29 protein-coding genes are annotated in these 24,673 nt (G+C 34.1%); 25 read left to right on the top strand and 4 right to left on the bottom strand.

All coding sequences use genetic code 11. The features are described 5' to 3' along the window. The 13 genes from AsAng_RS17400 to AsAng_RS17340 all read left to right on the top strand — a co-directional run bounded on the left by AsAng_RS17400 (position 1) and on the right by AsAng_RS17340 (position 7,671). Positions 1-357, top strand: a complete 357-nt coding sequence (locus tag AsAng_RS17400) for a hypothetical protein (protein WP_264788376.1) — start codon at positions 1-3, stop codon at positions 355-357. Next, positions 341-706 (top strand): hypothetical protein, encoded by a 366-nt coding sequence (locus AsAng_RS17395; RefSeq protein WP_264788323.1) that lies wholly within the window; start codon positions 341-343, stop codon positions 704-706. The genes AsAng_RS17400 and AsAng_RS17395 overlap by 17 nt, the downstream gene beginning before the upstream one ends. Beyond that, on the top strand, positions 678-1,589 hold the full coding sequence (locus tag AsAng_RS17390) for a hypothetical protein (protein ID WP_264788375.1): 912 nt from the start codon (positions 678-680) through the stop codon (positions 1,587-1,589). Before AsAng_RS17395 ends, AsAng_RS17390 begins: the two co-directional genes overlap by 29 nt. A gap of 16 nt (positions 1,590-1,605) precedes the next feature. Continuing rightward, on the top strand, positions 1,606-2,055 hold the full coding sequence (locus AsAng_RS17385; RefSeq protein WP_264788321.1) for a hypothetical protein: 450 nt from the start codon (positions 1,606-1,608) through the stop codon (positions 2,053-2,055). A 13-nt stretch (positions 2,056-2,068) separates the two neighbouring features. Then, on the top strand, positions 2,069-2,725 hold the full coding sequence (locus AsAng_RS17380; RefSeq protein WP_264788374.1) for a hypothetical protein: 657 nt from the start codon (positions 2,069-2,071) through the stop codon (positions 2,723-2,725). Between the two features lie 56 nt (positions 2,726-2,781). Continuing rightward, the gene (locus AsAng_RS17375; protein ID WP_264788373.1) at positions 2,782-3,054 is read left to right on the top strand and encodes a hypothetical protein; all 273 of its coding nucleotides are present in this window, start codon (positions 2,782-2,784) and stop codon (positions 3,052-3,054) included. Positions 3,055-3,057: 3 nt separating this feature from the next. Continuing rightward, positions 3,058-3,450 (top strand): peptidoglycan-binding domain-containing protein, encoded by a 393-nt coding sequence (locus AsAng_RS17370; protein WP_264788372.1) that lies wholly within the window; start codon positions 3,058-3,060, stop codon positions 3,448-3,450. Next, a complete protein-coding gene (locus AsAng_RS17365) occupies positions 3,450-3,653 on the top strand; it encodes a hypothetical protein (protein WP_264788317.1) in 204 nt (67 codons plus the stop codon). Before AsAng_RS17370 ends, AsAng_RS17365 begins: the two co-directional genes overlap by 1 nt. Next, positions 3,650-3,868 (top strand): hypothetical protein, encoded by a 219-nt coding sequence (locus tag AsAng_RS17360; RefSeq protein WP_264788371.1) that lies wholly within the window; start codon positions 3,650-3,652, stop codon positions 3,866-3,868. Before AsAng_RS17365 ends, AsAng_RS17360 begins: the two co-directional genes overlap by 4 nt. Before the next feature lie 2 nt (positions 3,869-3,870). Then, complete coding sequence (locus tag AsAng_RS17355) at positions 3,871-4,437, top strand: peptidoglycan recognition protein family protein (protein WP_264788370.1); 567 nt, start codon at positions 3,871-3,873, stop codon at positions 4,435-4,437. Next, positions 4,434-5,060, top strand: coding sequence for a glycoside hydrolase family 19 protein (locus AsAng_RS17350; protein ID WP_264788369.1), 627 nt, complete (start codon positions 4,434-4,436; stop codon positions 5,058-5,060). The genes AsAng_RS17355 and AsAng_RS17350 overlap by 4 nt, the downstream gene beginning before the upstream one ends. Before the next feature lie 246 nt (positions 5,061-5,306). Then, positions 5,307-6,173, top strand: coding sequence for a pentapeptide repeat-containing protein (locus tag AsAng_RS17345; protein WP_264788368.1), 867 nt, complete (start codon positions 5,307-5,309; stop codon positions 6,171-6,173). A gap of 10 nt (positions 6,174-6,183) precedes the next feature. After that, positions 6,184-7,671: an NACHT domain-containing protein gene (locus AsAng_RS17340; protein ID WP_264788367.1), complete on the top strand. Its 1,488-nt coding sequence runs from the start codon at positions 6,184-6,186 to the stop codon at positions 7,669-7,671. 89 nt (positions 7,672-7,760) lie between these two features. On the opposite strand, the gene AsAng_RS17335 is transcribed toward AsAng_RS17340, so the two are convergent. Next, the gene (locus AsAng_RS17335; RefSeq protein WP_264788366.1) at positions 7,761-8,012 is read right to left on the bottom strand and encodes a hypothetical protein; all 252 of its coding nucleotides are present in this window, start codon (positions 8,010-8,012) and stop codon (positions 7,761-7,763) included. A 243-nt stretch (positions 8,013-8,255) separates the two neighbouring features. Further along, on the bottom strand, positions 8,256-9,161 hold the full coding sequence (locus AsAng_RS17330) for a tyrosine-type recombinase/integrase (RefSeq protein WP_264788308.1): 906 nt from the start codon (positions 9,159-9,161) through the stop codon (positions 8,256-8,258). 863 nt (positions 9,162-10,024) lie between these two features. Here AsAng_RS17330 and AsAng_RS17325 point away from each other — a divergent pair. From AsAng_RS17325 to AsAng_RS17315, 3 genes are all read left to right on the top strand, one after another. After that, entirely contained in the window at positions 10,025-10,348 is a 324-nt protein-coding gene (locus AsAng_RS17325; RefSeq protein ID WP_264788365.1) for a hypothetical protein, read from the top strand. Next, on the top strand, positions 10,345-10,821 hold the full coding sequence (locus AsAng_RS17320; RefSeq protein ID WP_264788364.1) for a hypothetical protein: 477 nt from the start codon (positions 10,345-10,347) through the stop codon (positions 10,819-10,821). Before AsAng_RS17325 ends, AsAng_RS17320 begins: the two co-directional genes overlap by 4 nt. A gap of 600 nt (positions 10,822-11,421) precedes the next feature. Then, a complete protein-coding gene (locus AsAng_RS17315) occupies positions 11,422-11,802 on the top strand; it encodes a hypothetical protein (RefSeq protein WP_264788363.1) in 381 nt (126 codons plus the stop codon). Here the strand turns inward: AsAng_RS17315 and AsAng_RS17310 are convergent. Further along, positions 11,799-12,335, bottom strand: coding sequence for a helix-turn-helix domain-containing protein (locus tag AsAng_RS17310; RefSeq protein ID WP_264788362.1), 537 nt, complete (start codon positions 12,333-12,335; stop codon positions 11,799-11,801). The genes AsAng_RS17315 and AsAng_RS17310 overlap by 4 nt on opposite strands. A gap of 265 nt (positions 12,336-12,600) precedes the next feature. Then, on the bottom strand, positions 12,601-13,086 hold the full coding sequence (locus tag AsAng_RS17305) for a helix-turn-helix domain-containing protein (protein WP_264788361.1): 486 nt from the start codon (positions 13,084-13,086) through the stop codon (positions 12,601-12,603). A gap of 419 nt (positions 13,087-13,505) precedes the next feature. Here AsAng_RS17305 and AsAng_RS17300 point away from each other — a divergent pair, with 419 nt between their 5' ends. The 9 genes from AsAng_RS17300 (at position 13,506) to AsAng_RS17260 (ending at position 24,619) form a co-directional block, all read left to right on the top strand. Further along, positions 13,506-13,769 carry a hypothetical protein gene (locus AsAng_RS17300; RefSeq protein ID WP_264788360.1) on the top strand — a complete coding sequence of 88 codons (264 nt, stop codon included), beginning with the start codon at positions 13,506-13,508 and terminating at the stop codon, positions 13,767-13,769. A 75-nt stretch (positions 13,770-13,844) separates the two neighbouring features. Beyond that, positions 13,845-15,026 carry a hypothetical protein gene (locus tag AsAng_RS17295; protein WP_264788359.1) on the top strand — a complete coding sequence of 394 codons (1,182 nt, stop codon included), beginning with the start codon at positions 13,845-13,847 and terminating at the stop codon, positions 15,024-15,026. Between the two features lie 22 nt (positions 15,027-15,048). Continuing rightward, positions 15,049-18,249, top strand: coding sequence for a DNA primase (dnaG, locus tag AsAng_RS17290; RefSeq protein ID WP_264788358.1), 3,201 nt, complete (start codon positions 15,049-15,051; stop codon positions 18,247-18,249). A gap of 164 nt (positions 18,250-18,413) precedes the next feature. Beyond that, positions 18,414-18,758 (top strand): hypothetical protein, encoded by a 345-nt coding sequence (locus tag AsAng_RS17285; RefSeq protein WP_264788357.1) that lies wholly within the window; start codon positions 18,414-18,416, stop codon positions 18,756-18,758. Between the two features lie 301 nt (positions 18,759-19,059). Further along, positions 19,060-19,320, top strand: coding sequence for a hypothetical protein (locus AsAng_RS17280; RefSeq protein WP_264788069.1), 261 nt, complete (start codon positions 19,060-19,062; stop codon positions 19,318-19,320). A 1-nt stretch (position 19,321) separates the two neighbouring features. Beyond that, positions 19,322-20,320 (top strand): hypothetical protein, encoded by a 999-nt coding sequence (locus AsAng_RS17275; protein ID WP_264788356.1) that lies wholly within the window; start codon positions 19,322-19,324, stop codon positions 20,318-20,320. Between the two features lie 49 nt (positions 20,321-20,369). Further along, positions 20,370-20,822 (top strand): hypothetical protein, encoded by a 453-nt coding sequence (locus AsAng_RS17270; protein WP_264788355.1) that lies wholly within the window; start codon positions 20,370-20,372, stop codon positions 20,820-20,822. A gap of 4 nt (positions 20,823-20,826) precedes the next feature. Beyond that, complete coding sequence (locus tag AsAng_RS17265; RefSeq protein WP_264788354.1) at positions 20,827-21,258, top strand: hypothetical protein; 432 nt, start codon at positions 20,827-20,829, stop codon at positions 21,256-21,258. A 400-nt stretch (positions 21,259-21,658) separates the two neighbouring features. Then, positions 21,659-24,619, top strand: coding sequence for a KAP family P-loop NTPase fold protein (locus AsAng_RS17260; RefSeq protein WP_264788353.1), 2,961 nt, complete (start codon positions 21,659-21,661; stop codon positions 24,617-24,619). Positions 24,620-24,673 lie beyond the last annotated feature (54 nt).

Here is a 24,673-nt window from a genome sequence, read left to right as displayed (position 1 = left end):
ATGAGCCTAGGCACGATTTCAGAAAAGCGAGCGGAACTCAAAGCAAGCACGGCAACAACGATTGCCACACCAAGCACAACAACCGTACTACCAACAAAGGAAACCCCTTCAAAAGTAGCTACGCCAGTTGTAGAAGTAGTAAAAGAGCAGCCCCCATTAAAAGAGGTAAAGATCACCTTAGACACGACCAAAGTGCCCAGCAAGGAAGGATCACCCAAACATATTCAAGACACGAGCTGTACCTATTGTAAAGTCGATTCCATATCCATTCTAGCGATCCGTTTTAGTGTGGTTTTGGTTTTATTGGCATTTTGTTACAAACTGATTAAAACCGCAAAAAATGAGCTTAAGGGATAAAATAAAGCTGGATTACAGTCGCCCTGATTTTAGTCAATATGGAACAGGGAGAATCCGAGAGCAGCCCAAGAACACAGAAGAAGCCAGCCCCTCGACCCAAAAATCAAGCGGTGATCCTGCTGCGATCATCAATGCGAGTGCTAATGGTTTAAATAGCATAGGAGGGGTAATTTCTTTGTTTATGGGCAAGGATGGCTCAAACAGCACAACGACCACCCCACCGCCACCACCACCGCCCAAAAAGCAATTAAGCCCATTGGCAATCGGAGGAATTATAGGAGGCGTGGTTTTATTAATCGTAGTCTTAATTAGTTCAAAAAATGGAAAAGCAAGCGAAGCAATCAAATAAACTAAAAGTGCCCTTGTTGATACTAGGCGTATTGGTGATTCTATTTGGAGGAGGTATGGCCGTCTGGATGGTAACTCGGAAGAAAGAAGAGCCAAGCGCCCCCATTCAAAACCAAGAAGGAGCAGCGCTGCCACCGCCTGTAACAGGTCGCCAAGATGTAAGCAGTCTTTATTCTGAAGAAGATTTACAACACAGCGCCCTGGCAGGAGAGCAGACCCCCGAAAATAGACCCGATTATACCGCCGTATTGATGACGAGCAAAGAAGGCAAACGCTTGATCTTGGATCGAATGCAAAAGATACAATTGAACAAAGCGGATTCCGATAAACTGAGAGCCAAACACAAGGTCGGGCGTACTTTAGTCGGCAACAATGCCTTTAGCCCCAGCGCTAATAAAGCGATAGATAAAATGTTTGGTTTAGTAGCAGGGACAACAGGAGGAAACTATTTGACTTATCCTGTTTATGGGAAGTATGAAACCGAAGCAGCACCGTTGAGAAATGACATCGAAAACTTTTTATCAAAAGATGGACAAGGTTATAATCTAACCTCATTACGACACGGAGGAAATGCGTGGTGGTTTAGTTCTGTGGGTTTAAACCTAATGTATGGAAACAGCAGTTCTCACTTGCATAGTGCGGATAAGATATGGTGGTATAAAGCAGATCGAGCAGGCTTAGACTTTTTTAAACTGATTAACGGTCATAATGTACCCGATCGAAGAATGGTTGATGAAAAGCGAAATGGTCAAGGCGTTTTTGCAGCATGGGGCATGTATACCTTAGTAAAACGGTGGCGAGATGAAATGGATTTTTTTGATAAAGTAACGAGAGAAGAAGCCATCACCGCCTTAGAGCAAGAAGGATTACTCAAACGAATTTAAACCTACTGAATCTACAATGAAAATAAAAGAAATGAATACAAGCTATTTAGCATGGGGCAGCGCCTTGGTAGTGATCCTGATCGTAGTATTTGTCTTTGGTAAGATGCAAGGCAGAGCAGAAAACGACAGCGAAGAAATTGATGTACTAGTGAACATAAAAGATGAGCAGGGGCAAACGGTAAGCTATGACCCGAATGAGCTGCTAAAACGCCTAAATAAAGGCTTGACGACTCGCTATTACTTTGATTTTTCGGAACGCTGCCAACCAATCAAAGAACTATACAACCTAGATGCTGTCCGATTTATGGCAACGATCAAAGCTTATAAAAAGAAGTATCAAGAAGACATCGCAACGCACATGCAAGCCTGTTACACGACTTGCAAAACAATAGGAGAATATCGGGGTGAAAGCTACTTTGATTTGATCTATGCAAAAAGAAAAGCCCTAGGGGGGATTGTTGACTAATAAACCTAAAACCGTGAAAAAAATCTATCTAATTGTATTGGTGGTCGTTCTTTTGGGGAGTGGGTGCGGTTTGGCGTACTTCCTCAAAAAAAGAAAAGAGGCCCAAAAAGCAGCAAAGGCAGCGAAGCTCAAACCCTCGATAGAAGTTGAGGAAGTAGAAACAGAGCAAGAACCAGCGCCCGTAGAGAAGCCAGCGCCATCAATTCCTAGAGTAGCCAAAGTAGTGACAAAAATTCCTGTAGAAACGGGAATTGAGATCAGTAATGTGAACACGATAAAAAGAACGTTTGATTACAATATGCATTATGGCGGCATTCGGCACAAAGGCAGCTTTGAAGAAGGCGCTTTAAAACCTGTGGTGATCCCCAAAGCCTTTGGTTCATTTACGATTAAGCAGCGAGCCGAAAAGATCATCAATGTAAAAGTATCAAAAGAACGTTTGAATGCTGCTGCACAAAAGCTAAGAGGAAAAAGCACTAAAATGAGTGGTGCGAATCCTAAAAGCTCAGGAATGGAATTGATTGATGTCCCATTGATGCGCCCTAGTGATTATGTGGATTTGTCGATCAAAGATGCGAAAGGAACGCTCTTAAAGCAAATCAGCATCAACCTAGCCACAGGAGCAGAAGTAGGAACAGTAATTCATACGGAGCCTTGGGATGGCGACTAAGCCTTAACAACAACCTTAATAACATTTAATAAACAACCAACTAATCAACTTAAACCATGTTCAAGAAACACAAGTATAAATTTCTAGCGCTCATTATCATTTTAATTCTAGTAGGAGGTGGCACGGCTTATTACCTGAAGAAAAAATCAGCCACTAAAAAAGGAGCAGCGAGCAGCACAGAGCAGCCCCAAGAACCAGCCATAGCCGTAGAGCCAGTAGAAGTCGAAACGCCTGTAAAAAAGGTGGCACCCGTTAAAAAAGAAGTGGTAGCCAGCAAAGAATTAGTAGTAGCCCAAAGCACCAAAACAAAACCCAAAGCAAATTCATAGCTTATGAAAAAGACGCTAGAAACCCATAAGAAACCCCTATTAATGGGGTTTCTATTGATTGCCTTAGTGCTGACCTATTTTAATCGAGATAAATTGATCCAGTTCTTTGAGCAAGCGAAACAACCACCTGTAAGCCCTTCTAAGGCATCGAATAGCACAACAGCGCAGCTTTCCTCAACGGCAAGCAATGATACCCTTCTGAGCAAAGGAAGTGAAGGAGAGAAGGTAAAAGAGCTGCAACGTTTATTGAATGTCAAACACGGCAACAATAAGCCCCAACTGCTGCCCTTTTTGGTAGAAGATGGCAAGTTTGGGGCAAAAACAGAAGCCATGCTGAAGAAGTGGACAGGAAAAACCTCAATCTCGATTCAAGAACTGATTAAAGCCCTGAAATAATGCCTTTATTGATTCCCTTTCTAGTCGGAGCAAGTACAACAGGTTTTTTGTGGTATAACTCAGCCAAGGAGCAAAAAGCGGTGCCAACGTTCCAGGAGGAATTCTTTAAGATTGCAAAACCTCTTTTATTAATCGGATTAGCAATTCTTTTCTTTCGTTGGCTCTATCTCAGAAACAAGCAACAAATCTCTGAAACAACATGAAAAAAACAGAAAGCAGCCTACTAGGTGGCGGTATCGTTACCTTATTCATTTTTGCCTATGGTTTAAAAGCCAATCGAGGTTGGAAATATTGGGTATTTTCAATGATATTTATTGCAGGAGCAGGCTATCGAATTGGCTATGCTTTGGGAGAAGATGACCCCGAACAAAAGCCAGCGTCCTCTGATGCCTTGGAAGTCATTGAGCGAAATTTATAAGCATGGATCGTTACTTAAAGCAGATCAAGCAACATAAAAAGGCTTGTATCGGAGTATTGATCCTGCTGTTTATTGTGCTGTTGATAGCCTTAAAAAGCAGAAACATAAGGATAATAGACCAGTATAGCACCTTAATGCGTTCTAGTAGCAAAAAATACCCTACTAGGACGCTTGCTATTATCAATAAAATTGTAGTGCATCACTCTGCTAGTATAGGACAGTATGCAGCCGATTACGCCCGTTATCACGTACAATCAAAAGGATGGGCAGGCATTGGGTACCATTTTGTCATTGAGAAAAACGGTGACATTATCCAAGGGAATCCGCTAAGAAATGTGAGTAATAATGTGGCAGGAGAGAATAGGCGAAGTATAGGAATCTGTTTAAGTGGTGACTTTACGAAAGAGCAGCCCAGCTCGCAGCAATTAAAAAGCCTAGCACAATTAATCAAATACTTAAGAAAGGAATTGCCCCAAAGCTTAGAAGTATACGGGCATAGAGACTTTGGGCAGACTTCATGCCCAGGCCATCAATTAGCCAAACACCTCTATAAATTTAAGTTAGCATGAAATTGAAATTCTACGATGGATTAAGCGAGCATAAAAGGTTGTTGCTGGGAACAGCGCTGCTTTTTGGTTGCATCGTCTTAATAGATGTATTTATGCGCTCTTATCGGGTAAATGGGATTATTAAATCTTGCTCTTTGGCGTTTGGTCCACTAGACGAAGTGCAGAAAGATTCAATTCGATTAATTGTGCGAGCGTTTGATAAGTATGGAGATAAAGACTTGAATAAATTAGCGTATATCTTGGCAACAGCTCGGTATGAAAGCAACTTTCGCCCGATAGAAGAAAGGAGAGCAGCTCCTAGCCAAACAGAGGTATACAACCGCCAAAATAGATATTGGGGTACGGGGTACTGGGGACGGGGTTTTGTCCAGCTCACCCACCAAAAGAATTATCGTAAAATGTCGGACTTTTTAGGCGTTGATTTGGTCAAAAATCCATCGTTGGCGCTTGATCCGAATAACGCTGCTAAAATTCTAGTATATGGAATGCTAAACGGCTTGTTTACTCGTCAACGATTGAGCCAGTATATCAATGGCTCCATCGTTGATTTTTATCAGGCTCGTAAAACCGTTAATGGCTTGGATCGGGCTGGTAGGGTGGCTGGGTATGCTGAGAAAATATAGCTTAGTTGTCAGTTAAATTGTATTGTAATGACCTTATTCAAATTGTATATCAAGTAACTTAAACTTACAATCTACTCTCTTTCTTTGCTTTTGCTAAAACAGTAACCTAGATAAAATTTTTTGTTTTTAGATACTTTTATTTTTTAAATAAAAATTTATTTATATTATATATCTTTGTGTGCAAACAAATGTACTATAATATACACTAATATTTATCTTTTTTAGTCAAAGACTAAAAAAGATAAAGTGAGAAATCTAATTAAAAAGATTAGAAAAATGGAGATAGGGAAATTTATAAAAATAGTTGGATTTATATTTCTAATATTAGGGATTGGGGTTGTTTTTTTTCATAAATACCCAAATGATTGGCCTTATTGCCACTTAATTAAAAACTTTTATGCAAATGTTAGTATAGAATTTATGAGCATTGCAATTACTATCTTATTAATTAATTACTTGTATGAAGAAAAGGAAAAATCTAATTCAAAAAAGAGGTTAATCAGAGAATTAGGAAGTGAGGAGAAAGGTATGACATCAAGAGCATTAAAGGAGTTAAAAGAAAATGGATGGCTAAGGGATGGTAGTTTGAAAAATGCTGATTTGTCAAATGCTAATCTTTCAGGACTTGATTTTTCTGGTGCGATATTAGAAAATGTAAATTTTAAAGATGCTATACTTGATAATATTATTTTAAAAGGAGCTACAATAAAAAAATCGAATTTTTCAAATACGAAGTTGTCCAAGGCAATTTTTGAAAGTGCTAAATTGTTTGATTCTGAGTTTCATACGGCAGAATTGTCCAAGGCAATTTGGGATGGTGCAAGAATAAAAGAGTGTGATTTCATGCATGCTACATTAGAGCTCTCAGAATGGAGGGGGGCAAGTACTAGTGAATGTAAATTCGAAGATGCGAATTTAAAATTTTCAGATTTTAAAAGAGCAGTATTTATTAATTGTATATTGTTGAGAGCTAATTTCCAAAGTGTAAATGTAGAAGATGCAAAATTTGAAAGATGTGATCTAAAGTCTTTACAAAACTGGGCTGAGATAGAAAATAGAAAGGAAACAACATTTAAAGCACCCAAAAACCCACCTAGTGGTTTTTGTAAATAATAATTAATATATGTTGAACAAGGTAATTAATCAGTTGGCTGAAGATTTTGATGTATTCGATAATCCTGATCTTTTTATTAGCGAAATGCATAATTATACAGTAAAATTGTATGATCAATTTAGCTTGACAAAGAACGCTTTATTCACTAGTAGACCAATAGGTTTTTATGAAACATATATTCCATTGACATTAAGGTCTGAAAACATTAAGATTAATGGAACTAAGGTTGAAAAACTTTTAGAAGATTATGATAAATTGATTTTAATGGGGAGTGGTGGCAGTGGAAAGACTACTTTTTTACAACACATCTTATTAGATTGTATAAAAAAAGATTTGTATGTGCCAGTGTATATAGAGTTAAGGATGTTTGATTCTAATGGTGATCAAAGTTTTGAAAATTTTGTTGCAACTTCTATCAATGAAAATCTTCCTTTAATAAAAAGGGTTTTAGAAAAAGGACTTTTTGTTTTTATTTTTGATGGGTTTGATGAAATAAATTACATGGAAGATCAAAAATTTATACAGCAAATTAAGAACTTTATTTCAAATTTTAGTAAAAATAAATTTATAATATCTTCTAGACCTGGAACTAATGTTGAGAGTTTATCTCAGTTTTATGTGTTTGAGATAGAACCTCTAAATACAAATGATATTCGAGGGTATTTAGAAAAATTATTATTATCTAATAATTTGAAAAATTCTATATTTGTAACGCTTATTGAAAATAAATTCCTGCAAGATTATTTAACAACACCTTTATTTTTACAGTTATATATCAAGTATATAGAAAACAATTTAGGAAGAAATACATCGTATACAAGTTCAGTGTTCTTTCGAAATGTTTTAGATCTACTTTTTTCTAAACATGATTCTGTTACAAAATTAGGATATGTACGGAATCGATTATCTTTTCTATCTAAAGACGAATTAGAGTTAGTTGCATCAATGTTAGCTTTTAGAGTGTTAATTAAATCTAAACACATGTTATCTAAAGATAATTTATACAATGAGTATGAATTAATTAAAGATGCTACAGATATTAATTTTGATAACAATAAGATAACATATGATTTAACAGTAGCTGTTGGAATCTTGGTTCAGGAAGGTGACTATTATTCTTTTCCTCATGTTTTAATTCAAGAATATATGGCATCTCTTTTTATTTCAAAGTTAGATAGTAGAAGAAAGGAATCAGTTTATAGTAGTTTATTAAGAATTAAACATTATATAAGTTTTAGTGTATTATCTTTTTTATACGAATTAGATCAATTTTCTTTTGAAAAGAATTATTTATTGCCTTTATTGGAAAGTATGGCTACAGATGCGAAAGAGTATATAGAACCTAATAAGAATCATGTTATTCTGAATTTTATAACTGAATATTATTCTCAAAGGGGGAAGGAATTATCAATTAATGATATAGAAGATATTTTTAGAAATCTCCATGCAAAATATAAACAAGTAGGGGATAATTTAAGTGATTTTTTCTCTTTTTAGTTAGTTGCGATAATTTTCTAATTCTATAACACTTCACTAGAAAACTATCGCAACTATATTAAGAAACAATGTTTTACGAAAGAACTCTCTTAAGCTAACACAATCATCTGCTGCAACTTGCTTATATTGTTTTCCAACTGATTCAAATAAATATCGGGATAGTTATGATGTTTAGCTATATCACATAAAAAGATACGTTGCATATCAGCAAACAAGGCTAAGAACTCTAATTTATCATTGTGTATTTCTGTAACTTGGGAAAGAAAGTCTTTAGAAAAATTCCCTTGGGAAGTGTGGATCGTGTTGGGCGTGAGATTACCCGTGTTTTTCTCGTTTTTCATATTGGCGTATAATTTTACAAAAAAAATAGAAGCCCCCACTTATACGCCAATATAACCTACACATGCATAACAAGGTAGGAAGGGAGCTTCCACTTAATTCTTAAATCCTATCTTAATCTAACTCAGAAGATGATAGCATGTATATAATGTATTATATTGGCGTATAATAACTCAATATTAAAACATAAACGGCAAAAAAGCAAATCTAAGACCGTAAATTACTAAATCTAAATACTAAGATCATTAAAACAAATTAGTCCGAATCTCTTTGATACGCTCATTTTTTACTCCGAAGCTCTCCAAATAACGTTGAGTAGTTTCCAAGCTAGAATGTCTAAAATGTTTCATTAGAGCAGGAGCAGAGATGCCCTCTTCAATCATATCACGAGCAGCCGTGTCCTTCCAACTATAGAACGTCTTATTTTCGGAGTCTGTCAAAATATTGCATTGAGTTAAAGTGTCCATTACCTTTCTATGCGTACTAGTGATGCAATTTTTGCCCGTCTGTTTGATGCTAGGTGTTAATTTAGGCCCAAAGACAAAATAGTTTGCTGGATAGCGATTGATGCGTATTTTGCGCAAAAACTCAATCAAGTGATTAGGAATGGTAATATTGGCTAGATTCTTATTTTTAGTCCTAGCCCCATCCAAGGTAATAATTCCTTTTTCTAAGCTAATATCTTCAATCTTTAGTCGTCTTAGCTCTGCATTCCTCAAAGCGCAGTAATAACACAAAGAAACGGCTAATAATAGCCCCTCATTAGCTTCTTTTAGATAGTTGCAGATAATAGAGCGCTCAACAGGAGAAAAGGTACGGCGTTTTTTCTTTTCTGTTCGCAATTTTTTGACCCCTGTAAATGGATTTTTTGTGATAAAGTCACGCTCTACCAAGACATAGAACAAGGCTCTTAGCTTCCTAAAGTGGTTGTTTCTTGTTACTGCCGATATTTTCTTGACCGTGAAGACATAATCTAGGTAAGTAATCGCATCTTGTTTGCTGAAGTCTTTGAGTAGGCTATTATCCTTACCCAATCCGACCCAGTACTTAGCAAAACGATTAAGATAGCTTCCATAGTCAAGTACTGTTTTCTCTCGACATTCTCTGCTTTTGATCTCATAGGCAAAATATAAGGCTTCTAATAATTTCATATTGCTTGGAATTTAGTTTTGGTCATAGAATTTGGTTGATTTGCTTGAATCATCACAGGAAGCGAATAAAAACACACAAATCACAGTTTTTTTTAAAATCAAATGTGCCGTGCCAAAGCTTTGTATATTAGTGGGTTGTGTCGAATCGTCACAGAAACACACGTATTCAGTTTGATTTTTGAAAAAAAATATTTTTTACTTTTTTTTATCCAAAAATTACGAAATAAAAAATGGCATTTTTAAGATAAAAAAAACGCCAAACAAAAAGCACGCCATCTGAAAAAACAAAAGCGCAAATTACTGGTAATCAGTAATTTGCGCTTTAAAAAAATGCAGTGGAGCTGGAGGGAATAGTCGAACAGCAGCTCAATTTTTTGATTAAGAGTATAATATATATACGATTGAGACATAATTTGTCTCACTTTTTGTCTCAGCGTTTCAGCATGACTATGACATCATAATAATAGATTTATAAGTTACACAATTATACTGCCATGGTTTTGATATGGCAATACTGAAATAAAAGAAATGAATTAGTTTTTTTTAGAAAAGTTTTATTACTTTCTTAGAAAAGTTCTAAGCCTTTGAAATGGTAAGGAAGATTGTACAAAAGTTGAAAGAAGAATCTATGAAATATTATAGTTATTGATTCCTTCAATTACAAGAGAAAGATGATGGACCAACTATTGATTTTATAAACATATTTCTGAACTTACTTGAGCCAAATTTTGAGGATTTAGAAAAATTTGGAATTAAAAGAGAAGACATTTTATTTATGTATTAACATCAGTGTGCTATGGGATTTTATCTACTCAAGATAGAAAGATTGAGGAAAAGTAGTATTAATCTAAATATTGATGGTTTTGAAAAAAAATAAACTGAATCTAATGAGCTTAACTTGTAAACAATGTGGGAGTAAAATAATTCAATTTGATTTTTCTGAAGAGCAAAAGCTCGAAATTTGGGAACTTATAGCTCAAGATTATAGATTGTCTGCTGTCAAAAAAATTAAAGATGAATATCTTTGGAATCATAAAGATGCAAAAATTATAGTTGCGCATTTTAATAAGGACTTTGGTAAATGTCACAGATGTGAATATGATAAATTAGAAGGAGAAAATACTGATTGTCCGAAATGTAAAGCTTTCAATTATAATCTTAAAATAGAACCTCCATTCAATAGATGAAACTAAAGCTATTCGCATTCTTTTGTCTGTTCCTATCTTTTTCTTGTAATCTTCAACGAGGAAAAATAGAGAAAGAATTAAGTCCTTATGTTCAATCATTTTATGAAAATAAAGACGATTATCTATCTTTTACGGAAGCGCTTAAAGACGCTGGATTATTGCTTAAGAGCAATAAATTAGAATTGTTAGACCTGTCTAAGTTATCAAAGGATTTGCAAGTGCAACTTGAAAAACTAGGTATTAGAAAAATTCAATATGGTAGGCATCTCACATGTGATGCGATGTTAGATGATTCAAGAGAAGTGTTTTTTTATTTAGAAGAAAATATTGCAATATGGTATTGCGCTTGTAGTAGGCAAAGCGATAAGGAGTATTTTGATAACAATTTTAAACTGCGAGGTTATGAAGGTTTAATTGATTTCTATTCGATAGGATTAGGTTGGTCTTTCGCAATGGCTAAAATTAAGAACTAGATGTACATGTGTTTTTTTTATGTCACAAATGAGAAATAAATAAACAAAAAAAATAACAGTATGTCTTCAAAAAAAAATTTCTCCAAAAATACCATTTTATTTTTCCAACATCCAACAAACGGCAAAAATGCTCCTACTAATACAGATGTAATATAGTTAAGTAGTTAGTTATTAGTGTATAATATAAAAATATAATTAGAAATAGTTTAAAAATAGTGTTGGAGCCTGTTGGAAACGTGTTGGAAAAAGGGTTGTTTTGTTGGAAAAAGGAATGAATCTCAAAACTGCTCAATTTTAGGCGTACACTTGGTTTTCCAACAAAATGGCTATTATTCCAACAAAATAGACCCCTTTTCCAACTAAAAAACGCTTGTTGGAAAAGTTAAGTAATTGATTGTTATTTGTTTATGTGTATTTGTTGGAGTGTTGGAAAAATTTCAAGGATATAAGCTTTCCAAATAAAAAAATAAAGAAGAAAAGAGAAATATGCAAAAAGTGGAAAAGTCACAAAATTATTTAGATTTGCATTTTTGTAGTAAATTTGATTTGTAATTATAAGAACGTTACTTTTTACTCGTAAAACGACATCAAAAAACCTTTATGCGCATTCTTTATATTATTGTACCAGCAATCATAATTTTTATTGTCTTACGGATAAACATACCAAGACCTATAGCAACTTTTAATTATGCAACGTGTAAATTGAATGTTTATAATAAAGAAGAAAAATTGACAAGATTAAGAGTTAAGTATCTAAGTGATGACCTCAAGAACAGCGCTGGCGAAATAGATAAGAGAATAGAAGAAACGGAAATAGATGTTTGTCAATTATTAAATCAAAATTACGATCCAATACAATTGGATGACATTGTATACATTTCGATTAGTGTTGACAGCAAAAAAACATCTGGTTTCTTTTTTATGAAGGATGAACTAATGGGCAAAGATAGCCTTGTTCAAATTTTTCAAATGAGATACTAAGCGTCCTTTTCTTTGAGTTGTTTCTCCAGTAATGCAATGATTTTATCTTTATCATCTAAAGATTTATCTTTTTGCTTCATGAGTTGTTGGTAAGTAGCGATTTGTTCTTTTAATAGGTCGTGCATTTCTTTGAACGATTTACTGACTTGGAGTTCCACCATATATTTTAAGTCGGATTCTGTTGCTTGGTGCTCTAAATCTTTATTTTCATTTTGTAATATAGTGATAGCTTCTTTAAGCGGATGGGCTCTGTCGATGGGTTCTTGATAGGGGACTTTTTCATTTCTTAAGATTGGACTATCATGTTTCTCAAGATAAAACTTTTCACGAAGCATTTCTTCTTCACCTAATAGCAGCCAATTGATATTAACGCCCATTTTAGCTAATGGTACTAATATTTTAGAACTAGGCATTGCTTCACCTCGAACGACTCTATTTAATGCAGATTGAGTAACCCCTAACTCTTCAGCGAGGTCTTTTACATATTTTTCTTGGTTAAATAGAAAAAGCTTAAAGCGGTCAGACGTAGACATTTATAGAAAATCTTAAAAAAATTAACAAAATATTTTAGTACTTTTATTGCCTTTTTGTTGTTTGAAAGACTAAAAAGGTTTTACTTTGTATTGTCAACATTAAAAACTTAGTGGAATGAGCAAAAAGTGTTGACAGAAAAAGTTCTTAATTTTAGCTGAGCAAGGTACTAACTTTTTGCTTTAGGCTAAAATATACAATGTCTTATTTATCGTGAAGTGATTCTGTGGGAAGAATTACAACAAATGAACAGTTGGGGCTAGGCAGTTAGTTTTTTTGCAACAATGAAATAATCATATCCTTATCTTTGATTTGATTTTCTAAAACGGCTTTAGAGTCTTTTAATAGTTGTTTACTAGCTTGCTCTGCCTTGATTTCTTTCTTCAGAAACTTATTCTCTGTTTTCAAAGTTTTGATTTCTGCTTTTAGGTGTTTAATGTTTGAGTCTTCTATAGTTTGAATAATATCAGTATTGGTATTATTACTATTGGTAAGTTGACTATTTTTTATAATGGTGTTGTTGTCTTTGCGGATCGTTTCTTCATCTTGCATCATTTCTCCATTACCTAGCAAGAGCCAATTGATATTTACTCCTAAGTTTCCTAGAGGAATAAGAACTTTTGAGCTGGGTAGCACTTCACCTTTTACAACTCGATTCAAAGCTGATTGAGTAACTCCTATTTCATCCGCCAACTGAGTTACATTTTTTTTTGAATAAAATAGGTACGTTTTAAAGCGTTCAGATATAGTCATTTGTGAGAAAGGTGTTTTTTATAAAGCTCTTACTTTATGTCTTTTTTAGACATAAAGTTGTGTTTTAGGTAAAAATGTCTTTACTTTGTATTGTCAACAATAGCTACTTAGTGGAATGAGCAAGCTATTGTTGACAGAAAAAGTTCTTAATATTTAGCTAAGCAAGGTACTAACTTTTTGCTTTAGGCTAAAATATACAATGTCTTATTTATCGTGAAGTGATTCTGTGGGAAGAATTACAACGGCTGAACGGCTGCAAGGCTGTAGCTACAATACTATAACAAGGGGTTGATATAGTTAGTATAAGGTTCGATTCCTTACGTTCAACAAAAATTCCATAATTATTTAATTGCAAGTCTTCAACAAGCTACTTTTTTTATAGGGTGGCTTGGCGAAGCTTTGCCCATAACTAAACAAATATGAAAAAAGACCAATTAAAAATGCAGCAACTTTTTTGCCAGTTTTTGGATGAATTAGCGGTTAGTGTATACCGCAATTTGCACAAACAAATAGGAATTACAAAGAAGATGCTCACACACATTCGCAATGCGCCCAATAATGCTACTTATGAATTGACGCTAAAGTTTGCCAAGGCCTTGGAAATGGACGCAGCGGAATTGATTGATAACTATGGCTTAGGCATTTCAAAGATAACAGTTGAAGAATATAAAGGATTAAAATAAAAAAAGCTCCTAAGGTGCAACTTAGGAGCTAAAAACTTAGCTGTCTCGAAAGACAGAAAAACAGAATACAAAATTATGAAAAATTTTATAAAAAATCCTTATTCCTTAGCTCGTAAAGGAATAAGTTCTTTGATAGCCTCCGAAAGTATGGAGGCTACGCTAGATAAAAAGTTCAAGCATACGACCTTTTCCAAACGCTTTTGGCTGGTCAATTTGTCGTTGATGGCTTTAGCGTTTGCCGTTCAAATTGCCAGTTTAATAACAGCTGGGTTGATGTTGTACCATTACTTTGGCAATGTTCCGATGCTGTTAAGAATCCCTTTGTTATTAGTAGTTGTCCTGGTCATTGAAATTATTAAACGTATTGCCTTAGATGATGTGCTAAAATCTGCTTTTCAATATCGAGAATTTGAGCATTTTTCTTTTGTGGTATCGGTCGTTTTTGTCGGCATTAGTATTGGAATCTCTTATGGTGGGGCTTCTTTTGTGGCGGACTTAATGCTACCAGAGCCAACAGAGATTGAGCCAATTTTAAAAAGTGATGCCAGCATCAAAGAAGATTATCAACAGCAAATTGCAGCCATAGAACAGGAACGAGATACGTTGAGAGCCACACGGCTTTATTATGGAAAGCTTAGGCACGAAGACCAACGCTCGATTGATGAACACAACAAAAGCATCAATGATTTGATTGCTCAACAACGAGAAGAGCTGCGCAATTTAGCAGCAGCCAATGAGGGATTGACTGCGGAGGCAGACACCGCCACAGCTGGGCTGATTGCAGCCGTTTTAAAAGAACGTAAGACGTTACGGCAGCAGTTAGAATATACGGTTTTAGGCTTTGAAACCTTGCTCTTATTGTGCTTGTGTTTTAGTTGGTGGTACTATGATAATTGCCGAAAAGAGCGCTTAGGCTTGGAAGAAACAACAGCCGTTGAAAATGAGGAACCAACGGCAACAACGGCAGTAGTAACGCCAGCCGTAACGGCAGCCGTTAGAGGGGGAGGAGTGGCACCCGTACTCAACCAAAAAAAGATAGGATTTATAGATTACCAGGAGCAGCCAACAACCGAAAAAAACGGCAGCCGTACGACAGTAGAAAAGGAAGTGAAATATACAAGAAAATGTCCTGTCTGTAAAAAGGGGTTTATCCATAATTCATGGAATCATACGTATTGTACCGAGCAATGTAAAATTACAGCTTGGGAAGAACGGAACGGAAAAAAATACACAGGACGCACGAGTAAAAAAGCATAAACCAACCCTATAAAAACACAAGATGTATATTACAAATATTGAACAACTAAAATCAAAGTTTGAGATTGAAACCATTGTTTCCTCTCTTACGGATTGGAAAGAAGGCAGCAAAGCAAAACTTTGCTGCCCATTCCACCAAGAAAAAACGCCTTCTTTTTCAATCTCAAAATCAAAAAATATAGCAACTTGTTTTGGGAGCTGTGGCAAAACGTATACACCGATTAGTTTTGTGATGGAATACAAACAAGTTGATTTTTTAGAGGCAGTAGAATACGCAGCAAAAGTACATCATTTAGCGGTTGAGTATGCCGAGAATGTAAGCGAGGAGCAGCTGGAGCAGCTGAAGAAACGCCAACAGAAAAAGGAGCAATATTTATTGTACAATCGTTTGTTGGCATCTGCTTATTATAACCATCATCATGGAGCAGAGGAGCTAAAAGGGAAGATTCAATTTGATAAAAGAAGTTTACAGGGATCAACCGTCAAAACATTTGGAATTTGTCAAACGCCTGAAGCCTGGAATTTTACAAAAAGTTTGAAATTAGACAACCGTATATTAAAGGAACTAGGCATTATTAAGCAAGGAAAAAAAGGTTTTTTTGATGCCTATAGAAATAGAGTGTTGTTCCCGATACACAACCCAAGCAAAGCAATAGTAGGCTTTGCAGGTCGAGCGATGAATGATGACCAAACCAAGTATTTAAACAGTCCAAAAAGCGAAGTTTACCACAAAGAGCAGCTTTTGTATGGTTTGGCTCAACAGCTTTCAGCCATCAAGAAAACAAAAATCATGTATTTGGTGGAGGGCTATTGGGACGTGCTAAGTTTATATGATGGAGGGTTCTTTGGAGCAGTAGCCGCTGGGGGAACATCATTGAGCAAGCAACAGGCTAAATTAATCAATCGTTATGCTGAGCGTGTTGTTTTATTGTACGATGGGGACAAAGCAGGAATAGAGGCAGCCATAAAAAATTTACCAACATTGATTGAGTTAGGGCTTCATGTAGATATAATCTCTTTACCCGAAAAACAAGATCCTGATAGTTATATTAGGAAAATAGGAAAAGAGGCTTTTGTAGATTATTGCAATATAAATAAGACCGATGCAATCAATTGGTATTTAGAGCATGAGCTTCAAAACTCAGACCGTGATAATTTTGCCATTCAGCGAATTAGTGAATTAGCCATTGAATTGATTGCGAAGATAAAAAATGAACTAGTAAGAGATTGTTACATTCGTGATGTATCGAAACTATTGGATATAAAACAAAGTGTGTTAAGCATCCAATTACGGGATAAAATGGGGGCTTTGAACTTTGAAAGCGAACAAAAAAGTCTAAGTTCAAAACAACGGGCGGACTTGTTTAAATATGGCATGTATGAAGATGGGAATCAATACTGGTGCTCTAATGCAAAAGGGGGTTATACTTGTGTATCTAACTTTGTAGTTAAGCCTTTATTTCATTTAAAATCAAAAGACAATCCTAAGCGCCTATTTGAGTTGTTAAATAAATACAATCAAAAGGTTGTTTTAGATGTAGAGGCAGCGGTTTTGGTGGGCTTAGATAAGTTTAGATTAGCGGTAGAGGCAGAGGGTAATTATTTTTTTACGGGTAATTTAGCGCAGTACAACCGCATCAAAGGCAAGATTTATGATGAAATGAAAACTTGCTATGAAATAGACGTACTAGGCTATCATAAAGATAATTTTTACACCTTTGGAAATGGTATTTACACCATTGATAAAGGCTTTGTTCCTGTCAATAGTTATGGTATTTTAAGCTATCAAGATAAGCGTTATTTTTTGCCAGCCTTTAGCGATATTTACAAAGATTCTGACAAGTCCTTTAAGGATGAAAAAAACTTTGCTTATCAAGATTCAAAAATCACATTCAAAGATTGGTCAACGCTTTTTTGCAAAGTACATGGAAGCAAAGGGCAAATTGCAACTTGTTTTTATGTGGCTGCTTTGTTTAGAGATGTGATCCACGATTATGTGAATTTTCCTTTACTCAATTTATTTGGTCAACCAGGAACGGGCAAATCTTTTATGGGCAAGAATCTATCTTATATGTTCGGTATTGCCAAGGATGGTTTTAATTTAAATAGTGGTACGTTGGTTGGTTTTTACAATCGTTTGGTATTGGCTAGAAATTCCCTGGTGTTTTGTGAGGAATATTTTAACTCGATAGACTTTAGATTCATCCAGGGGTTAAAATCCATTTATGATGGAATAGGGCGAGAGAAAGGACAAAAGACTGGAACAAAGAGCTTGGTTAGTGAAATTTATTCGGCTTGTATGTTTGTAGGGCAAGAGTTGCCGACTTCAGATAATGCTTTGTTTACTCGTGTTATTAATTTGGCATTTTCACAGACAGAGTATACACAGGAAGAATCAGACTTAGCTGAAGAATTAAAGGCAATGCGCAAGAATGGGGAATTGATAAATATAACGGCAAAATTAAGCGCTTTTAGACCATATATTGAGGACAACTATGAGGAACAATACAATCTTACTTTTTCTAAGATAAAGAAAGCCGTTGCCGCAAAAGGTATTCACACTCGATTGATAGAAAATAATGCAGCTATTTTAACGGTATTTGATCTACTGAAAGAAAAAGTATCTTTTCCCTTCAGTACAGAAGAAGTTTATCAAACTTGTATTCAAAACATTCTTAGACAAAATGACCAAATCCATAGCGAAACAGAAACAGCCACTTTTTGGGATATTATAGAATACTTGGTTAGTGCTGGGCTATTAATAGAGGGTATTGATTATAAGATAGAATCTCGTATGGATTTAAAAGGCAAAAAATTTGACCAGCCAAAGCCTCTATTGTTTCTTTCTTTTTCAAAAGCTTTTCCATTGTATAGAGAACATCACAAAAGGCAGTACAGCAAGGATGGGCTAACAAAATCTTCTTTGTCTCATTATCTCAAAACGAATGGGAGCTTTATGGATTATTTAAAAAGTACCCGAATTGGCAAAAAAAATACATCTGCCTTTGTATTTGATTATGAAGCTTTGAATATAAGTATACAGGATGAGCCGCAAGCTTCAACCGATTATGTGGCAGAGAATGAAATTTGGGCAGAGCAAGAAGCACACACCAATAAGATTGCCGAAAAGAGGAAAAAAGAGGAGGCAGAAACGGCTAAAAAACAAATGAAACTTTACAATAAAATTATAGCAGGTAAAAAGAGCAAGAAGTCTAGTAAATAAGAGCGTTACAGCTATCTTAAAAAAAACATAATGAAGGGTAAAAATGAAATTATTTGCATAGGTTTTTTGTTACTTGTATTGAGCTTGATTTTAGGAGGGACTAGTTATGTTGTATAGTTCTGCTCTTATGGGATATTTTACTATTTAACCAAATACTTAAAAACATGAGCCTTAGTGAAAATATTAAAAGAATATTAGAATTATATAAGCTAGAGGATGATGGCTTATTGACAGCCCCAAAAGGGAAAATTCGTGAAACTCAAAAGTTGAACAAACAAAAATTATTAGAGCGGTATAAGGGAGGGGATGAAAAGTTAGCAGGGAGAGCCGCAAGAAATAAGCATGAAATTGATGTATTAATTACAGACCTTTCAAGAGAGCGAGAATTAAAAAATCCTAGCTTCTTTTATATGATTAGCTTTGATTCTCTGTTGCGCTTAAAGTCAATCTATCAATACCAAATAGAGCTGCTAGAATTACAATCTAGAGTTGAAAAGAACAAAAAGTAAATAAGAAATGATCGTATAATTAATGTTTGTTTACGATTACGCTATAAAATACAAGCCCTAGGACAAAAATTCTTTTATATCTGAAGAGTGCCTAATATATTTGTTGTAGGGAACTAAGTTGAGCGGGCAAACAGGATATGAAAATCTAAGCTAATCCAATTGCACCCTAAAAAGTGGTTTTTCTACTTCCTGTTTGCTACTCTTTTTTTTAAGTACCCAGATAGCCCACCTATCCACAATTCCACTTCACGATAAAAGACATTGATCTAATCTAAATCATACACCAATCAATGTTTTTTTTATGCCTTCAAAGAATACCGCTCAAGGAAAGAGCGACCAACCACCATTAATTGATAAAAGTATTGTACTAAGACTGATTAAAGCCCAAATGAACGGGCTACAAGAACAGGCTCAAGAACTATTAAGCAGAGAATTAATAGTTGATACAGATTCGTTGAGTGCTGATCCTGATCAAGGGGTTCAGCAAATCATTACACATGCCTCTCTAAGCAGTAGCTTAACGGAATTAAAATCATTGTACCATCAAATAAATGCGCTTTAAAATGGATTCATTAGTGAAACAATTACAGTCAGAAATAAGGGAAGAAAAACCACAAGAAACAAGAGTTGAAACAACGTTTCAAACAGAATCTCAAACAATACCTCAAACAGAGGTAGAAACAGCGAATACAGCCCAAAAACAAATAAAAACAGCAGAAAAACAGGATTCCACACAAGCTTCAAACAATGCAGAAACAATCGAAAAAAAAACTTCAAACAATGTTTCAGACAATTCAGAAAAAACGGAAGAAAAAACGATAGAAGAGGAGGAAGACCCTTTGTGGGATTATATGATGAATGAAGACAAAAGAGCAGAGGAGGAGGAAGAAGAAGAAGAGGAAGACCCTTTGTTAAATAGTATAGAAGGGCCAGAAGATAGAACAGTAGAAGAGCAGATCGAAGAGAGTACAGGCGAGAGCCAAAAAAACTTAGATACCTTGGCTTCATTGGGGGTAGCGGTCATGGATTATTTAGATAATTCTAAAGCCCAATTGTGTGCTGCAATTGGTGGCAAAGAAGCGGCGTTTTATGCTTCAGATACAAAAGCAAAAAAGGCGCTCATTAATGCGACTAAAAACTATATACAAGAAATCGGAATTAAGCCGCCTAGTCCTACGCAAACTTTTTTGATAGCAGTAGGTATGTGGTTACTCCCTTCTTTAAGTTTGGCAGGTTTTCAACGCTTCAAATTAATACGAGAAGGAAAAAATAAACCAAGCATCACCCCCAATACAGCAGAAAACCTAATGGACCAGGAACCAATAGGAGAGCAAAGCGAGGAAGAACAGCCAGCCCCAGCAGTAGATTATACCACAACAAAAGAATATCAATCAGGCAGACGGTTATTTGGTCGCCATGCAAATGGTACTTATCGCCGCTTGAGTGATGGGGAGTATGCCAATGTTGATTTGGCAGATGAATATCCCAGTGCTGAACTATTAGCCCTACTGGAAAAAGGGTACAGTAATGCAGAAATTAGAGAAATTATATATGGTGAATAACTGAGTTAGAACCGCCAATCATTTATAAATCACACATCACAAAAATAGTATGGTAAGAACAATTTTAGAAAATCATCTGAAGACACAAGCACCAGTCATAGAACAAGACTTAATGAGCAAGGCAGGGGAGTTGTTAGCTTATGTTTCAAAAGCGCAAAATATTTCTGTTTATGGACTGAGTTTATTGTTTAAAGTAGCAGAAGGCAAACTAATTGGTCAGGTAATTACAGCGCAAGCCAAAGAGGTTTATTGCTTAGATGCTGGAGCGTTTTTTAGTGAGATGCTAACAACACGGCTGGAGCAAGCACCTGATTTATTAAAGAAGCAAATTTTAGCACAGTTGGGAGGGTCTAAAATGGAAGCGCTGTTTATTTCTATGCTTCAAAAAGATTATATGTTGATTCGCTATAATCGAAAGCAAAAATTAGAGTTGCACAAAATAACGTCAACGAATAGCGAACTAGTGAACCTCCAAGATTTTATAAAAACCGTAAAATTGTAATAAAATGAATGAGCCACTTAGAATAATAGAGACAAATACAATAACCGTTCATGAACCAATTGAACAAGAACAGCTCGGCAGATTTAGAGCCATAGCAGGTATTTTTTTAATTCGTAAAAAAGGGAAAAAGGAGGTTTTGTACATTGGTAGAAGTATCAACTTATATTGTACGATAATGCGCTTATTTCAGAGCCAAGGCAAGCTAGTACAGGAGTCTAATAAAGATTTTAGTTTTGAAATATTGACCAGTTCTCATATCTATATGTCAACAATGACATACATCTATTTAAGAAATTTCTTTCAACCTCAACTAAATACCAATTACAAACCAAGGAAACTATCGAAGGTTGAAAAAAAGCAGCGTAAGCGAATTTTAAATGCGTACCAGGAACAATCTGTATTTGATAAAGTAGGAGAACATAAAAGCGATAGTTAGTGTATAGTTTTATTGGATTTGTATTTTTTTTGAAGCCATCTCATTTGAGGTGGCTTTTTTATTGAGTATAAATATTATAGAAAATGTATATTTATTAGAGTATCTTTGAGAATAGATTTTTTATTAAAAATAGGATTTAGAATATATTCAATAATACCTTGTTTGGGCAAATATTTATTATAAAATGCATTTTGTTTCTGTTGTCTTAACTTTAGTGATATATATATTATATACTTTTTTTTTATTAGCTGTAGTATCGTTACTCCTCTGTTTTATTTGTTGTGTGAGAGTGTATGTGTCTGGTTATGAATGGATGAGAAAAGAAGTGTTTTTTTTTAGGAAGAAGGTGAAAAAGAATGTCAACTATATAATAGATATATTAGGTAGGGTATTAAAAAAGATGAAAACAGACTTTATTGATAATAAGTTGTTTTTATTTAGAACGACAATCTTATCTATTATAATAACAATATTAATAATACCATTTATTTGGCAAAGTATAAATGGATATTTGCAAACATTATTTTTGGTGTTTAAAAGTAATAAGGTTGGAGAGTACAGTATACTGATATATGTATTAATTTTGCTAATTTGGCGATTTTTAATCGTAGATAGAGATTATAAGATAGGAACAAAATCACTATATTTATTAACTTTTACATTACTTATTTATTACTTCTCGAAAAGATTATTAAATGATGTAGAGTACTATGCATTTAAAGAAATAAAGCTCTTTTGCTTTGAGGTAGATTGTTTGAAATCAGTTGATTATCTTGATTTTGTATTTGGGTTTACTTACTTGTTTTTTTTAGGGTCATATTTTAGACAGCGAATTAAAGATGAGTGTAGCTCTTTAAACGAGAAGGAAATGTCGAATTTAATTTCAGAAGATTTTTGGAACTATTACCCTATGAACGATAAGTTTTCTCAAATTAAAGAATCTTTAAATAAGAGAAAGTTGTTAGCTTCAAATCTATGTAAAGAATTATTGAATATAAAAACAGATACATCTTATGCTATTGCTATTCTGGGAGAATGGGGGACAGGAAAAACACAATTTTTAGAAAAAATTGAAAACATCCTTGAAGATAAATATAATAAAAAGTATGTTTTAATAAGGCATCACCCATGGAAGGTTAGTGGTGAAACTGCTATTATTAATGATTTTTTTAATTTGTTAAGGGAGGAACTTCAGGAATATCATGGAGAACTAAATTTAACTGTTAATGCATATTTAGAAGCTTTATTTCAAAAATATAAAACATGGGGAGCTAAAACCATTCAATTATTATTCTCGAATAGAGCGCATAATAAAAGTGTAGAAGAAGGGTATAATGCACTGAGTAAGGTGATAGAAGAAATACCTAGAAAGATTATTGTCATGATAGATGATTTAGATAGACTAGATGGGGATGAAATTATGGGAATAATGAAGTTAATAAGAAATGTGGCTAATTTTAAAAATTTAATCTTCATCGTTGCTTATGATAAAAGCTATGTAAGTAGAAGTATAGCAGAGAAATTGGAGAATGTAAATGGTGAAAATTATTTAGAGAAAATATTTCAACTAGAAGTAACCCTTCCTGTGTTTAATCCGCTCACTTTACAAAAGTTATTATTAGGGTTATTATCAGAAAGACTGACAGATTCATGGCATAAAGAGAAAATAGGAGAATTGGTAAGGATGGATAGTTTCACATGGGAATATTTGCAAACAATTAGAGATATAATCAGATTTGTAAATCTTTTGACAATTAATTATGAACTATTAAAACAAGAAGTTTCTTTTACTGATTTTTATAACGTTACGTTGCTAAAATTAAAGTATACTGACTGCTATGAGGCAATTTATATAGAGAGAAAACGTTGGTTTTTGAGCGGAAATACCACCTCAAATAAAATGGTATTAAAGCCATTGTTTGAAGAGGAGATAAAAGAGCTGTCTTCAATAGAAAATAACACCAAAGCCCAAAAGTTAGTTATTCGAACAGTTAAAGTGCTTTTTGATGGATTTAATCTAGAAAATGATGATTTTAGTGCTTTTGTAGGCACGTCTAATTCTGATGTAAAAGAAATAATCTCAATAAATAAAAAGTCTAGCTTTTATAAATACTTTTCAGGACATTTAAGAGATAATGTTTTACCAAGAAATCAACTTATTGGTATTTTTGCAGGGGCTAAAGAAGAGATTGAGATGATCTCGAAATTAAATGAATGGACAGTAGATGGAAAAGGAGAATTTATTAGATCATATATAGAAGATTTTCTCAGTTTTCCAGCAATTAAAGAGAAAGAAAATTACGAAAAGGGAATTAGAGTATTATTTAAAGCTAAGTTTTTAGAACTAGATTTAAAGACATTGGAAGGTTTATTACTCCATGAACATAATATTAACTCTATTTATGAAAAAGAAATTGAGTACAAAGCTTTTATAGTAAAATGTTTAAAAGAAGAATTGACTATTAAAGATTCTTTGATAATGAACTTGGTTCAATATGCAACAAGACCAAAAAGGATACTTTCTGTCGAGGATGCGCAAAGTATTTATTTATTTCATTTAGAAAACTATGTAAAAGGGATAACAAATGAAGAAGTGGCTAATGAGGATTTTATAGCAAACTTGCTAGATCTGTATAGGAAAGCTCAATCTCCTAATGCTCGAGAAGATGATTACCAATTTGAAATCTATAAAAATATAAATGAGCATTTAAAAAACTTAATAAAACAAGAACCTATAAAGTTTATTCGAAGAGTAATAAAAAGAGATGAAGGTAAGCCCAATATGTTGAGGTTAGGACTAAAGAATAAAGAAATTTGCTTTTTCTTTAATAATCATATGGGGTTTAAAACTTTTTGTGATAAAATTATCAATGATAATCAAGATGATGAGTTTTATATAGGTTTAAAACTTTTTCTAGATAAATGGTTTGAATCCTATAATGGTGATTCTAATTATGCAGCTCTATTTATCAGTAATGGACGTTTTTTCTATAGTTTAAAACATCCACCTGTATTTATTAACTTTTTATTACCAGCAGAAACATATAATCAAGATGTGTTTATTAGCAAATTATCAAAGAAGCAAGATAATATCGTTTGGTTAGAAGAAGAAGTGGAACCTTTTATTATACCGATTATAGAATTAGAAAAGGATTTGTATATTGTTGTTCCTGAATCAGATGCTTGGAAAAGTATTCATGTTAGATCATCTTATGATGGAGATATAGCAAAAGAAGAAATAGATAATGTTCAATTAGATTTGGGTACAATTTTAGAAAACGAAATGCCTATAATAAATTATAAAGTCTATTTAATTAAAGCGAAAGAAAAAGGAATGTTTGGAATATACCCTCAAGCATGAAAAAAGAAAATTTATAATAAAGTATCAATATAGAAGTAGTTTAAAATGCAACAA

The organism is Aureispira anguillae (genome assembly GCF_026000115.1).
Classification (GTDB): domain Bacteria; phylum Bacteroidota; class Bacteroidia; order Chitinophagales; family Saprospiraceae; genus Aureispira; species Aureispira anguillae.
This window is presented reverse-complemented; position numbering and strand designations above follow the sequence as displayed.

Coding starts and splice junctions, on each gene's coding strand:
- AsAng_RS17375 (WP_264788373.1), top strand. CDS start 2,782: ATGTTCAAGAAACACAAGTATAAATTTCTAGCGCTCATTATCATTTTA.
- AsAng_RS17260 (WP_264788353.1), top strand. CDS start 21,659: ATGAAAACAGACTTTATTGATAATAAGTTGTTTTTATTTAGAACGACA.
- AsAng_RS17320 (WP_264788364.1), top strand. CDS start 10,345: ATGAAACTAAAGCTATTCGCATTCTTTTGTCTGTTCCTATCTTTTTCT.
- AsAng_RS17365 (WP_264788317.1), top strand. CDS start 3,450: ATGCCTTTATTGATTCCCTTTCTAGTCGGAGCAAGTACAACAGGTTTT.
- AsAng_RS17350 (WP_264788369.1), top strand. CDS start 4,434: ATGAAATTGAAATTCTACGATGGATTAAGCGAGCATAAAAGGTTGTTG.
- AsAng_RS17390 (WP_264788375.1), top strand. CDS start 678: ATGGAAAAGCAAGCGAAGCAATCAAATAAACTAAAAGTGCCCTTGTTG.
- AsAng_RS17280 (WP_264788069.1), top strand. CDS start 19,060: ATGCCTTCAAAGAATACCGCTCAAGGAAAGAGCGACCAACCACCATTA.
- AsAng_RS17275 (WP_264788356.1), top strand. CDS start 19,322: ATGGATTCATTAGTGAAACAATTACAGTCAGAAATAAGGGAAGAAAAA.
- AsAng_RS17400 (WP_264788376.1), top strand. CDS start 1: ATGAGCCTAGGCACGATTTCAGAAAAGCGAGCGGAACTCAAAGCAAGC.
- AsAng_RS17385 (WP_264788321.1), top strand. CDS start 1,606: ATGAAAATAAAAGAAATGAATACAAGCTATTTAGCATGGGGCAGCGCC.
- AsAng_RS17295 (WP_264788359.1), top strand. CDS start 13,845: ATGAAAAATTTTATAAAAAATCCTTATTCCTTAGCTCGTAAAGGAATA.
- AsAng_RS17355 (WP_264788370.1), top strand. CDS start 3,871: ATGGATCGTTACTTAAAGCAGATCAAGCAACATAAAAAGGCTTGTATC.
- AsAng_RS17330 (WP_264788308.1), bottom strand. CDS start 9,161: ATGAAATTATTAGAAGCCTTATATTTTGCCTATGAGATCAAAAGCAGA.
- AsAng_RS17395 (WP_264788323.1), top strand. CDS start 341: ATGAGCTTAAGGGATAAAATAAAGCTGGATTACAGTCGCCCTGATTTT.
- AsAng_RS17335 (WP_264788366.1), bottom strand. CDS start 8,012: ATGAAAAACGAGAAAAACACGGGTAATCTCACGCCCAACACGATCCAC.
- AsAng_RS17300 (WP_264788360.1), top strand. CDS start 13,506: ATGAAAAAAGACCAATTAAAAATGCAGCAACTTTTTTGCCAGTTTTTG.
- AsAng_RS17270 (WP_264788355.1), top strand. CDS start 20,370: ATGGTAAGAACAATTTTAGAAAATCATCTGAAGACACAAGCACCAGTC.
- AsAng_RS17310 (WP_264788362.1), bottom strand. CDS start 12,335: ATGTCTACGTCTGACCGCTTTAAGCTTTTTCTATTTAACCAAGAAAAA.
- AsAng_RS17285 (WP_264788357.1), top strand. CDS start 18,414: ATGAGCCTTAGTGAAAATATTAAAAGAATATTAGAATTATATAAGCTA.
- AsAng_RS17340 (WP_264788367.1), top strand. CDS start 6,184: ATGTTGAACAAGGTAATTAATCAGTTGGCTGAAGATTTTGATGTATTC.
- dnaG (WP_264788358.1), top strand. CDS start 15,049: ATGTATATTACAAATATTGAACAACTAAAATCAAAGTTTGAGATTGAA.
- AsAng_RS17315 (WP_264788363.1), top strand. CDS start 11,422: ATGCGCATTCTTTATATTATTGTACCAGCAATCATAATTTTTATTGTC.
- AsAng_RS17265 (WP_264788354.1), top strand. CDS start 20,827: ATGAATGAGCCACTTAGAATAATAGAGACAAATACAATAACCGTTCAT.
- AsAng_RS17305 (WP_264788361.1), bottom strand. CDS start 13,086: ATGACTATATCTGAACGCTTTAAAACGTACCTATTTTATTCAAAAAAA.
- AsAng_RS17370 (WP_264788372.1), top strand. CDS start 3,058: ATGAAAAAGACGCTAGAAACCCATAAGAAACCCCTATTAATGGGGTTT.
- AsAng_RS17360 (WP_264788371.1), top strand. CDS start 3,650: ATGAAAAAAACAGAAAGCAGCCTACTAGGTGGCGGTATCGTTACCTTA.